The organism is Frisingicoccus sp., assembly GCA_016298055.1.
GTDB lineage: Bacteria > Bacillota > Clostridia > Lachnospirales > Lachnospiraceae > Frisingicoccus.
On the sequence record JAEDDO010000058.1, the window covers coordinates 1 to 12,310 of the forward strand.

General features: G+C 44.6%; 11 protein-coding genes and 1 pseudogene. All 12 read right to left on the reverse strand.

From position 1 onward, the window contains the following. Window positions 1–888: L-lactate dehydrogenase (locus tag QZZ35_RS06225; protein ID WP_291236615.1), on the reverse strand; the 888-nt coding region annotated here is incomplete at its 3' end. Window positions 889–1,052: 164 nt separating this feature from the next. Beyond that, window positions 1,053–2,129: an NAD(P)H-dependent flavin oxidoreductase gene (locus QZZ35_RS06230; RefSeq protein ID WP_291236616.1), complete on the reverse strand. Its 1,077-nt coding sequence runs from the start codon at window positions 2,127–2,129 to the stop codon at window positions 1,053–1,055. An 8-nt stretch (window positions 2,130–2,137) separates the two neighbouring features. After that, window positions 2,138–3,832 (reverse strand): annotated as a pseudogene (locus QZZ35_RS11640) (acetyl-CoA carboxylase carboxyltransferase subunit alpha). Window positions 3,833–3,834: 2 nt separating this feature from the next. Beyond that, window positions 3,835–5,190, reverse strand: coding sequence for an acetyl-CoA carboxylase biotin carboxylase subunit (locus tag QZZ35_RS06245; protein WP_291236619.1), 1,356 nt, complete (start codon window positions 5,188–5,190; stop codon window positions 3,835–3,837). A 13-nt stretch (window positions 5,191–5,203) separates the two neighbouring features. Continuing rightward, window positions 5,204–5,629 carry a 3-hydroxyacyl-ACP dehydratase FabZ gene (fabZ, locus tag QZZ35_RS06250; RefSeq protein ID WP_291236620.1) on the reverse strand — a complete coding sequence of 142 codons (426 nt, stop codon included), beginning with the start codon at window positions 5,627–5,629 and terminating at the stop codon, window positions 5,204–5,206. 9 nt (window positions 5,630–5,638) lie between these two features. After that, on the reverse strand, window positions 5,639–6,091 hold the full coding sequence (gene accB / locus QZZ35_RS06255; RefSeq protein WP_291236621.1) for an acetyl-CoA carboxylase biotin carboxyl carrier protein: 453 nt from the start codon (window positions 6,089–6,091) through the stop codon (window positions 5,639–5,641). Between the two features lie 11 nt (window positions 6,092–6,102). After that, a complete protein-coding gene (gene fabF, locus QZZ35_RS06260; RefSeq protein WP_291236622.1) occupies window positions 6,103–7,341 on the reverse strand; it encodes a beta-ketoacyl-ACP synthase II in 1,239 nt (412 codons plus the stop codon). 19 nt (window positions 7,342–7,360) lie between these two features. Further along, window positions 7,361–8,101 carry a 3-oxoacyl-[acyl-carrier-protein] reductase gene (fabG, locus tag QZZ35_RS06265; protein ID WP_291236623.1) on the reverse strand — a complete coding sequence of 247 codons (741 nt, stop codon included), beginning with the start codon at window positions 8,099–8,101 and terminating at the stop codon, window positions 7,361–7,363. Beyond that, window positions 8,095–9,015 (reverse strand): ACP S-malonyltransferase, encoded by a 921-nt coding sequence (gene fabD, locus QZZ35_RS06270; protein WP_291236627.1) that lies wholly within the window; start codon window positions 9,013–9,015, stop codon window positions 8,095–8,097. Before fabD ends, fabG begins: the two co-directional genes overlap by 7 nt. A 66-nt stretch (window positions 9,016–9,081) precedes the next feature. Then, window positions 9,082–10,029 carry an enoyl-[acyl-carrier-protein] reductase FabK gene (gene fabK / locus QZZ35_RS06275; protein ID WP_291236624.1) on the reverse strand — a complete coding sequence of 316 codons (948 nt, stop codon included), beginning with the start codon at window positions 10,027–10,029 and terminating at the stop codon, window positions 9,082–9,084. Between the two features lies 1 nt (window position 10,030). Further along, window positions 10,031–10,264: an acyl carrier protein gene (gene acpP / locus QZZ35_RS06280; RefSeq protein WP_291236625.1), complete on the reverse strand. Its 234-nt coding sequence runs from the start codon at window positions 10,262–10,264 to the stop codon at window positions 10,031–10,033. 137 nt (window positions 10,265–10,401) lie between these two features. Next, window positions 10,402–12,195, reverse strand: a complete 1,794-nt coding sequence (locus tag QZZ35_RS06285) for a Na/Pi cotransporter family protein (protein ID WP_291236626.1) — start codon at window positions 12,193–12,195, stop codon at window positions 10,402–10,404. Window positions 12,196–12,310 lie beyond the last annotated feature (115 nt).

Below are 12,310 nucleotides of genomic sequence, written 5' to 3' on the forward strand. Positions count from 1 at the left end.
CAACTCGATTGGCATATGTTCTTCTAAACCGTTCTTTCCCACAATCGCCGGCATACTTAACACCACATCTGAAATGCCGTATTCTCCATGCATCGGACTGGATACAGGAAGAATCGATTTTTCATCCCGAACAATAGCTTCACAAATCCGTCGTACCGACATGGCGATACCATAGTAGGTTGCTTTTTTCTTTTCGATAATCTCATAAGCACTGTTCCGAACCGTATCCGCAATATTGGCTGTCGCCTTTTCATATTTGTGCTTTCCCTTCATCTCATAAAAATTACGCATCGGCACACCCGAAACATTGGCACTGCTCCATGCCGCAATCTCACTGTCCCCATGTTCCCCGATAATAAATGCATGCACACTTCGGCTATCTACACCAAGATATTCACCAATCTGATATTTTAAACGGGATGTATCCAGAACAGTTCCTGAACCAATCACTTTACTTTCCGGAAAATCGCCGATTTTTAAGGCTGCGTAAGTTAAAATATCCACCGGATTCGATACGATCAGAAGAATTCCTTTACAATTTCGTTCTTTAATCTTTGGAATAATCATTTTAAATATTCCGACATTTTTGTGTACCAGATCCAGCCGTGTTTCATCCGGCTTCTGATTGGCACCCGCTGTGATGATAATAATGGCCGCATCAACAATATCGTCATAATCCCCTGCATAAATTTTCATTGGCCGGCTAAATGGCATACCATGGCTGATATCCATAGCTTCACCTTCTGCACGGTCCATATCTGCATCAATAAGTACCATCTCCGAAAACAATCCACTCTGCATCAACGCAAAAGCGGATGCGGAACCAACAAAACCACATCCGATCACGGCAACTTTTCTCAAATCGACTTCCTGACAATTCTTTTCCATATGATGTCCTCCTTATAATCTCCGTACAGATAGGATAAACAAAAAACTATGAATTCATTCGTCGATCAAACATATTTTATATCGAAATAAACCGACAGATAATAATTAAAAAAATCTCTGAACAAAAAGTCCTCCGATGAACTTTATCACCCGGAGGACTCTCTTTAAATATATTTTTCAATGACATCTCTGACTGTAGATATTCTTTTTATTTTATCCACATTGGCTCCGCAGAAAACAAGACCATTTTCTACGTCCCCACGGACCGCACGTATCAATGCATCCGTAATACAATAAGGGATTTTCAGAGGCTCACAATGTTCCAGACATTGTCTGCAATGAATCTCTCCCTTTATACCTGAATTCACTCTCTCAAGAAACCGATTCTTAATTCCTCTCGCAGGCATTCCAACCGGACTGTTTAAAATGACGATATCCTCTTTTTCCGCTCTCACATAAGCCTCTTTAAAATTTCTGTGGGCATCACATTCTTCAGTTGCCACAAAAGGCGTCGCCACCTGAATGCCTTCGGCTCCCAGTGCAAAACAGTGATCTGCCTCTTTTCTGCCGTCAATACCTCCGGCGATAACGACCGGAATATGCTTACTGTATTTTTCTCCATATTCACGGCACACTTGAATAATTTTTTTGATTTCTTCATCATAATGATGCATCATATCGCTTATTTTATCGACACTGTTTTCCACAAAAGGCACTAACTGATCTTTTGAAAATCCAAGATGACCTCCGGCTAAAGGCCCTTCGATCACAACCATATCCGGTGTACACTGGTGACGTTTATCCCACATACGGCAAATCAGTTTCGCTGCCTTTTCTGAGGATACGATCGGTGCAATCTTTGTTTTTGAACCTTTAACATACTCAGGCAAGGCTGTCGGAAGTCCCGCACCGGAAATGATTATATCCACTCCGGCCTTCACTGCCTCAAAAACATAGTCCTTATAATTTCTTGTGGCCACCATAATGTTGACTCCAATGGCACCACCGTGTGCTTTCTCTCTTGCTGATTGCACCTGCTCCCGGATTGCTCTCAGATTGGCCGCCATAGGATTTGACGAAAAATCCGGCAGATTATAACCAATCTGAGCCGTTGAAATCACCCCCAGACCACCCTGGGCTGCGACCGCTCCGGCAAGCGATGATAAGCTGACACCAACACCCATGCCGCCCTGTATGACAGGTATATCAATAGTTAAATCTCCAATGACTAAAGGTCTCATATACTCTCCTAAAAACGACGAAATCTCTGATACCTTTCCTCCGCGATATCTTCCGGTGACATGGCATCATACTTCTCAAAAAAATCTATCATCGCTGCTTTTAACTCCTGTGCAAGAGGCATACCGTTGTCCACATGCACCGGTTCCGGCTCGGCAAAAACCCGGTCAACAATCCCGAATTTCTCCAAATGCTCCGATGTCATTTTCATGACATCGGCTGCTTCATCTGCCCGTTTTCCATCTTTCCATAAAATCGCTGCAAAGCCTTCCGGAGAAAGTACAGAATAAACCGAATTTTCCAGACACCAGACTTCATTTCCGACAGCCATAGCAAGAGCGCCGCCGCTGCCGCCTTCACCGATGACAATCGACAATACAGGGACTTTGAGTCCGGCCATCTCCATAAGATTTCTTGCAATAGCCTCGCCTTGTCCCCGTTCTTCGGCCTCAATACCGCAGAATGCACCGGAAGTATCCACAAAACATACAACAGGACGCCCAAACTTCTCAGCCTGTTTCATTAATCGCAGTGCCTTTCGATAACCTTCAGGATTTGGCATGCCAAAATTCCTCTCCACCTGCTCTTTCAGATCTCTTCCCTTCTGCTGGCCGATGACCGTCACAGGTTTTCCTTCCAAAAAGCCGATGCCTCCCACAATTGCAGGGTCATCTTTCACATTCCGGTCGCCATGCATTTCCATGAAATCGTCAAAAATATTTTCTATATAAAAAAGACTTGTCGGTCGATCCATCTCTCTGGCGATCCGAACTTTTTCCCATGCTGTAAAGCTCATCTGCTACTCCTCCTGTTTCATCGGACGATGGGCCAGAATCAACTTATAAAGCCGCTCCTTTAAATCCTTCCGCTCCACGATCTGATCAATAAAACCGTGTTCCAGCATAAATTCTGCCCTCTGAAAGCCTTCCGGAAGTTTCTGCCCGATGGTCTGTTCGATTACTCTCTGTCCCGCAAACCCGATCAGCACTCCCGGTTCTGCCAGGATCACATCGCCAAGCATGGCAAAACTTGCTGTCACACCTCCGGTCGTCGGGTCCGTGATGACCGTAAAATAAGGAAGACCGGCCCTTGCGTGGGCTTCCACCGCAGCAGAAGTCTTTGCCATCTGCATCAGAGATAAAATTCCCTCCTGCATTCTGGCACCTCCGGAACAGGTGAAAATAATGACAGGTAATCGTCTTTTTGTTCCGATTTCAATGGCACGGGTAATTTTTTCACCGACCGTTGTTCCCATACTTCCCATCATAAAACTTGCATCCATGACTGCCAAAACAGCATCTTCACCAAAAATTTTACACTGACCGTAAATAACCCCTTCGCATAGGCCTGTAGCCTGACGCATTTTTGTCAGTTTGTTTTCATAGTCCGGAAAATTCAGAGGATTCTTATCCGGCATAACTTCGTCTATTTCCACAAAAGTTCCCGGATCTGCAATCTGTTTGATCCGCTCTCTGGCGGAAATTCTTTCATGATGCCCGCAGGCCTTACATACATAAAAGTTTTTTTCTAAATCTTCTTTATATAAGATTGAACCACATTTCGGACACTTTTCCCAGAGTCCCTCCGGAATATTCGGCTGTTCCAGTTCCTGTTCTGACACAAATGCATCCTGTCTTATGCTCTGACGTCTATTGGACAGGGTAATATAGGTTGTCTTCTTAAACATACTGTTTAATCTCGGCATAATTACAATTCACCCTTTCCTGCTTCCATTTGCTCAATAAAGTCTGTACTAAAATCACCGCTCTGAAATCCGGCGTTATTCATGATCTCCATCTGGAAATCCACATTCGTATCAATGCCGTCAACAATAAATTCACTCAATGCACTCTTCATTTTTTTAATCGCCTCATTTCGCGATTTTCCAAGAACAATCACTTTGGCGATCATAGAATCATAATAGGGCGGAATCCTATATCCGGCATAAACTGCCGTGTCAACACGGATTCCTTTTCCTCCCGGAAGATGAAGATGCTCGATTTTACCCGGAGACGGGCGAAAATTTTTCTCCGGATTTTCTGCATTGATCCGACACTCAATGGCATGTCCCTTAAAGACCACGTCTTCCTGACGGATATTTAAGGCTTCACCTGAGGCGATCCGAATCTGACTTTTAATCAAATCCACATTGGTCACCGATTCTGTCACCGGATGTTCGACCTGAATGCGGGTATTCATTTCCATAAAATAAAAATTTTCGTTTTTATCCAGCAGAAACTCAATCGTGCCTGCACTTTCATAACCCACTGCTTTTGCTGCCCGAATGGCTGTGTCTCCCATCTTCCTTCGAAGTTCCTCTGTCATGGCCGGTGAAGGCGATTCCTCAAGCACTTTCTGATGCCGTCTCTGAATGGAACAGTCCCTCTCTCCAAGATGAATCACATGACCATAACTATCTCCTAAAATCTGAAACTCAATATGTCTCGGCGCTTCAATATATTTTTCAATATACATGGTATCATCATTAAAACTGCTGACCGATTCCATCTGGGCCAGACGAAAATTTTCTTCAAATTCCTCAGAGCTTGCCGCAATACGCATGCCTTTTCCGCCACCGCCGGATGAAGCTTTGATCATCACCGGATAACCCATGGCATCCGCAATCTTTTTACCTTCGACAGCTTCAAAAACCGGTTCCTTTGTCCCCGGAACAACAGGCACTCCGGCTTCCATCATCGTTTTCCGCGCCTCAGACTTATTGCCCATACGATGGATCAGTTCCGGTGAAGGACCGATAAAAGTAATATGACACTGACGGCACATTTCCGCAAACCGGGCATTTTCAGATAAAAATCCAAATCCCGGGTGGATCGCATCCGCACCGCTGATCACTGTTGCACTGATGATATTTTCCATATTCAGATAGCTGTCTTTTGAGGCTGCCGGTCCGATGCAGACCGCCTCATCCGCCAGCTGAACATGCAGTGCCGATGCATCTGCCTCAGAGTACACCGCCACCGTTTCGATACCCATTTCCCTGCATGCCCGTATGATTCGCACGGCAATTTCGCCCCGGTTGGCAATTAATACTTTATTTATCAAGTCTTTCACCTCATTAACCAATCATAAATGTCATTTCGCCCTCAGCCGCAAGCCCCTCATCTGTATAAGCCTTGCCGTAAGCTACAGCAAGAGGACCTCTCTGTCGGATCACTTCCACTTCCATTCGAAGCATACTTCCGGGAACAACTTTCTTGCGGAACTTTGCCTTATTAATTCCGGCATAATATCCGACTTTTCCCCGCATTTCTTCCTTATTCAGAAGGAGTACTGCCGTTGTCTGGGCCATCGCTTCCATAATAAGCACCCCCGGCATGACCGGTTCCTGCGGAAAATGTCCGGCAAAATAGGGTTCATTATAGGTCACACCCTTAAAACCAACTGCTTTTTTATCTTCTTCAACAATCTCTACCCGGTCTACAAGAAGCATCGGCTGTCTGTGGGGAATAATCTTCATAATTTCTTTAACACCAATAATCATTTTTTTCCTCTATTCCTGTACCCGTATCAAAGGCTGGCCATATTCCACACCGTCACCATTCTGAACGCAGATTTCCACAACAATACCGGATACATCACTTTCAATTTCATTCATCAGTTTCATTGCCTCAACAATGCCGATGACCTGACCGGCCTCAACACGGTCACCCACCTTCACAAAAGGTTCTGACTCCGGACTCGGTGCTGCATAAAAGACACCAACGATTGGAGAGACCACATCTGTTCCTGTCTGCGCTGTCACTTCAGCCGGTATCTGTGCAGTCTGCGCTGTCACCGGAATTTCCTCAACAGGAATATTTGCAGCTCCCGCCCCGGAAACCTTCACTGTCTTCGGTGCTTTTTTACCCAAATGAAGCTTTAATCCATTTTGTTCATAGTCGAACTCATTCAGCCCTGAAGCTGCCACCGTTTCCACAAGGCGGAGCAACTGTTCAAATTCCATATCCCTGCCTCCTAAGCTTCAAATTTCTTCACAGCCAATGTGGCATTATGTCCGCCAAAGCCAAGTGAATTTGATAAAGCAACACGAACTTCGCCGTGAATACCTTCGCCCGGCACATAGTTCAGATCACATTCTTCATCCTTTACCTTATAGCCGACTGTCGGATGAATGTAACTGTCTTCAATAGATTTTACACATGTGATAAATTCAACAGCACCTGCCGCTCCAAGAAGATGTCCAACCATGGATTTTGTGGAACTTACCGGTACACGGTAAGCTTCATCACCAAAAGCAAGCTTAATAGCCCTTGTTTCAAAAAGATCATTATGGTGTGTGCTTGTACCATGTGCGTTAATGTAACTTACCTCTTTTGGAGTTACGCCCGCCTCTGTCATCGCAAGCTCCATGGATTTTGCAGCACCGCTTCCGTCTTCACAAGGAGATGTAATATGGAAAGCATCCGATGTGGCACCATATCCGGCCACTTCTGCAAGAATCTTAGCACCTCGTGCTTTCGCATGAGAAAGACTTTCCAGAACAACAACACCTGCGCCTTCACCCATAACAAAGCCGCTGCGCTCTTTATCAAAAGGAATGGACGCTCTCTTTGGATCATCCGAAGAAGTCAGTGCTGTCAGAGATGAAAATCCGGCAATACCGATCGGACAGATAGCTGCCTCCGCACCGCCTGCGATCATTACATCTACTTCCCCGGCCTGAATACTGCGGTATGCTTCCCCGATAGAATGACTGCCTGTCGCACAGGCTGTCACCACATTTAAAGATTTTCCGCGGCATCCAAAGGCAATGGATACATTACCGGAGGCCATGTTGGAAATCATCATCGGAACTAACAGAGGTGCCACTCTGCCCGCACCTTTTTCAATAAGGCGTTTTTCTTCTTTCTCCATGATCTGAAGACTTCCGATACTTGAGCTCACACAAACACCTACACGGAAAGGATCTTCTTTTTCCATATCAAGACCTGCATTTTCAATGGCTTCTTTAGATGCTGCAACCGCATACTGACAAAAAAGCTCCATACGCTTTGCAGTTTTTCTATCCATATAATCTGCTGCATTAAATCCTTTTACCTGAGCGGCCAGCGATGCACGATAACCCTCTGTATCAAAATAAGTAATTTTATCAAAACCGGTCTTTCCTTCTTTAACACCGGACCAGAATTCTTCCACACTGTTTCCGATCGGAGTGATTGCTCCCATTCCTGTTACAACTACACGTTCTTTCATATCCGACTCCTTATCTATTTTACATGCGTATACCGCCGTCTACCTGAATCACCTGTCCGGTAATATAACGTGCCCGGTCAGATGCCAGAAATGCGGCTGTATATGCGATATCTTCCACTTTACCAAAACTTCCGAGAGAAATTGCCTCAAGCATCTGTTTTTTCATATCTTCACTCAGAGTATCTGTCATATCTGTCTGAATAAATCCGGGTGCGATCGCATTTACTGTAATTCCCCGGCTTCCAAGCTCTCTCGCTGCTGACTTGGTCATACCAATAATTCCTGCTTTGGAGGCCGCATAGTTTACCTGTCCGGCATTTCCAAAAATTCCAACAACCGAAGACAGATTAATAATTCTTCCATATCTCTGTTTCATCATCTGACGTGTCACATTCTGAATACAGTTGAATGTACCCTTCAGGTTAATATCCACTACCTGATCAAAATCTGTTTCTGCCATACGCATCAGAAGCGTATCTTTAACGATTCCCGCATTATTGACGAGAATATCGATGCGTTTATGGCGCGCGATCACATCACTCACCATCTTCTTAACGCTTTCATAATCAGAAACATCGCATCTGCAAGTCTCTGCTCTGCCGCCTGCTTCCTCAATTTCTTTTTTCACATTCTCCGCTGCCGCTTCCGAATGACTGTAATTTATAATCACTGTGGCACCCTGAGCTGCCATTTCCTTTGCGATTGCCGCGCCAATGCCCTTTCCCGCACCGGTGATCAATGCAACTTTACCTTTTAACATATCAATGCCTCCAGTTTCTCCATATCCTTCACGGTCTCAATATTGATACACTTTATTTTACGATCAATACGCTTCATAAAACCTGCAAGTGTCTTACCCGGACCGATCTCAATAAATGTATCCACACCCATATCTGTCATCACTTTAACATCTTCCTGCCAACGGACAGACTCGGACACCTGGCGGACAAGCAAAGGCAGAATCTTGTCTTTATCTTCTACCAGCTCGGCCGTCGTATTCGACACATATGGAATGTCAGAATTCATCCACTGAACCTTCTCAAGTTCCGGTTTCAAACGCTCACCGGCACCTTTTAACATAGAAGAATGAAAAGGTCCGCTGACCTTTAACGGTGTAACCATACGGGCTCCGGCAGCTTTTAACGCTTCCCCAGCTGCTGCCACCGCCTCTGCTTCACCGGAAATAACCGTCTGACCCGGACAATTATCGTTCGCCACTTCAACAATGCCCTCTGTCTCTTCACACACCTTGCGAATGACTTCCATATCCAGCCCGATCACCGCTGACATGGCACCGCCCACAGGAACAGCTTCCTGCATATACAGACCTCTCTTGTCAATCACACGCAATGCATCCTCAAGAGAAATCTTTCCTGCCGCTGTAATCGCCGCATATTCTCCCAGGCTGAGACCCGCTGTGACCACCGGACGAATACCTTTTTCTTCCACCGCTTTTAAAATGGCAAGCTCTGTTGTCAAAAGACCTACTTGTGTATATCGTGTAATATCCAACCGGTCATTTTCTTCAAAACAAAGCTCACACACATCCATACCAAGCCAGGAAGATGCCTGATCATAGACTGCTTTACTGACCTCAAAGGTCTCATAAAAATCTTTACCCATGCCAATTTTCTGGGCCCCCTGACCCGGAAAAATAAATGCTGCTTTCATAATATATACCCTCAAATTTATTTTGAATTTCAAAATATCTGTCTAAAAAACAAAGCGAACATGTTCGCTTTATCTTTTACGAAAACGTCCGGCTGCTTCTTCCATAACATCCACAGCTTCTGTCATCATTTCCTCAATTATCTCTTTACATGTCTGTCTTTTATTCAAAAGACCGGCAACCTGCCCGGCCATCAAAGATCCCTCTTTGACGTCGCCCTCCACGACTGCTCTTCGAAGTGATCCCAGTGTCATCACTTCCAGTTCTTCCAATGTCGCTCCTTCAGCTTCCATCTTCAGGTACTTTCTTGTCATCGGGTTTCTTAAAACCCGAATCGGATGACCCGTGGAACGTCCTGTAACCTGACTGTCAATATCCTTGGCTTTCAGGACCTTTTCCTTATAATTCTCATGGATCTGTGTCTCATCTGCCAGAAGAAATCTTGTTCCGACCTGAACACCCTCCGCACCCAGCATAAAAGCTGCCGCCACACCATGACCATCACCGATCCCACCTGCTGCCACGACAGGCACATGCACAGCCTGCACAACCTGAGGTACAAGAGTCATCGTCGTCATCTCACCGATATGTCCTCCGGATTCACAGCCTTCTGCGATCAAAGCATCTGCTCCGTACTTCTCCATACGTCTGGCAAGACCTACCGAAGCGACAACCGGAAGAATCTTAATACCCGCTTCCTTCCACACAGGAAAATACTTTTCCGGGTTTCCGGCTCCTGTTGTTACAACCTTTACGCCTTCTTCAATAACCATATGCGCAATGGCATCCGCTTCCGGATTCATCAGCATAATATTCACGCCAAAAGGCTTATCTGTCAGAGCTTTTGTCTTACGAACCTCTTCTCGCACATAGTCACAAGGTGCACCTCCGGAAGCAATGATCCCAAGGCCTCCTGCATTCGATACAGCCGCTGCCAGCGTATGCTCTGCCACCCAGGCCATACCGCCCTGAAAAATCGGATACTGAATATTCAATAATTCCGTAATCGCTGTTTTCATCTTACTCTTCAACACCCTGTGCTTTTAAATAATCGATAATATCCTGAACCGTCTGGATCTTTGCTGTATCATCTTCACCGATCTTTACATCAAATTCATCTTCAAGAGACATAACCAGTTCAACAAAATCTAAAGAATCCGCTTCGAGATCCTCTTTTAAAGAAGTTTCCGGTTTAATAATATCAGCGTCAACTGCTAATGTGTTTGCGATTGTTTCTTTAATTCTTTCTAACATAATTTAATCTCCTTTTAGTCCAATTAATTTGATTTTTTAATATTTTGATATTCAAAGTATATCATCATTTTTTAAAATGTCAATAGAAAAAGGCCATATTTTCATTTCAACATGAAAATATGACCTATAATTTACATTCACATATTTTGAAGCGGAGCAAGGTACTGAGCTCTTCGATTCTCCTGCTCTGCCACATAAGACTGATCACCGGACGCATGAAGCTCCTGCAAATATAAATGATGATTTTTCATAATCTCCACATTATGTTTACCGAGCATCAGCATCGCAATACTTGAACACTGATCGGCCGCACGTTCAAAATAAGTCAGAGCCTCCTGGAAAATCAAACCGGAGTCAATGGAACATCCGCCCTGACAGAGACGTTCTGTATGACGATCCTTCAACAGAAGAACCATATCATCAATAACCTCTTCCAAAGGTTCGATACGGCGCGCAATAGAATCATCATCCTTTTCAAGAGCTTCCACAGTCAGACGAAGAATCTCTTCGACGGCATTTCCAAGAATATCCATCTCCTTCCGGGCCTCCTCAGAAAAATGAATATCCGAATCATGCAATTTCTTGGACATCTCATCAAAATTTGTCGCATAATCGCCGATACGCTCAATATCATGGACACACTGCATCAGCATATTTCTCTGACGGTTGTCGGATTCCGTCTCAATATTTCCGGACAATTCGATAAGATAATTATCCACACTGTCCGTAAACTGATCCAGTCGATCCTCACTTGCAAGAATCTCCTCAGACCGTTTATCTGTATATTCCACGAGCTGAAGAAGGCTTCGTTCAATATTCTCTTTTGCCACTTTTGCCACGATAACCACGCTGTTGGCAACCTCATTAAGAGCAACTGTAGGAACCGTCATCAACTTCCTGTCAAGTGCTGCCATTTCCGGATAAATATCCGTCTGAACAACATCATCTTTAACAACTCTGCATGCAATATTAACAAGCACTCCGGTAAACGGCAAAAGCACAACCGCTGTCACAAGGTTGAACAATGTCTGGAAATTCGCAATTCCGCCGCTGTCTACCACACTTCCCCATAAATCCGGGAAGCCGCCCATCTTCTGGATCACCGTCATACCGATCATAAACAAAATCGTTCCTATCGTGTTAAATACAATATGAACGACACCGGTACGTTTTGCATCCTTCGACGAACCGATGGAACATACAAGAGCTGTCGTAATACATGTTCCCAGGTTAATACCCATAATGATCGGATAGATCAGATTAAAGGTCATCAGTCCTGTTGAAGACATAGCCTGCAAAATACCAACCATCGCCGAAGAACTCTGAACAATAACTGTCAACACAAGACCGGTCACAATTCCCAGCAGAGGCATATCCCTGAAATAGGATAATACGCTGACAAAGGCCTCCGACTCTGACAAAGGTTCCACTGCAGCCGTCATACTCATCAAACCTGTAAACAAAATACCAAATCCAAGAGCAATCGTTCCCACATTCTTGCTTGCTTCTTTCTTGATAAACATAATCAAAATGATACCGATGATCAAAGCAATCGGCGCCAGTGTATCCGGCTTAAAGAAACTTAAAATCGATCCGCTGGAAGAATCAATATCCATCAGACGAATGATCTGTGCTGTCACCGTCGTACCAATATTCGCTCCGAGTACAATGCTGACTGCCTGACGCAGATTTAAAATACCTGCTCCGATCAGACCAACCGTCAGCACGATCGTTGCTGTTGAACTCTGGATAACCGCAGTAACAAGAGCACCTGTAAGGAGCCCGATAAAAACATTGTGGGTAAGTTTACCAAGAATGTTCTTCAGTGCATTACCCGAACCTTGCTTCAGGCCGTCGCCCATAATCTCCATTCCGTAAAGAAACATAGCGAGACCACCAAGAAGCTTAATTGCAGTCAAAATAGCATTCATTTGTGATTTTCCTTTTCATATTCTATTATTCTATGCGGAATCGTCCCCTCGGATTTCCTCCACATTTTACATAATAGCACATATATCGACAAAATTTAACAAAAATTTTACAAAG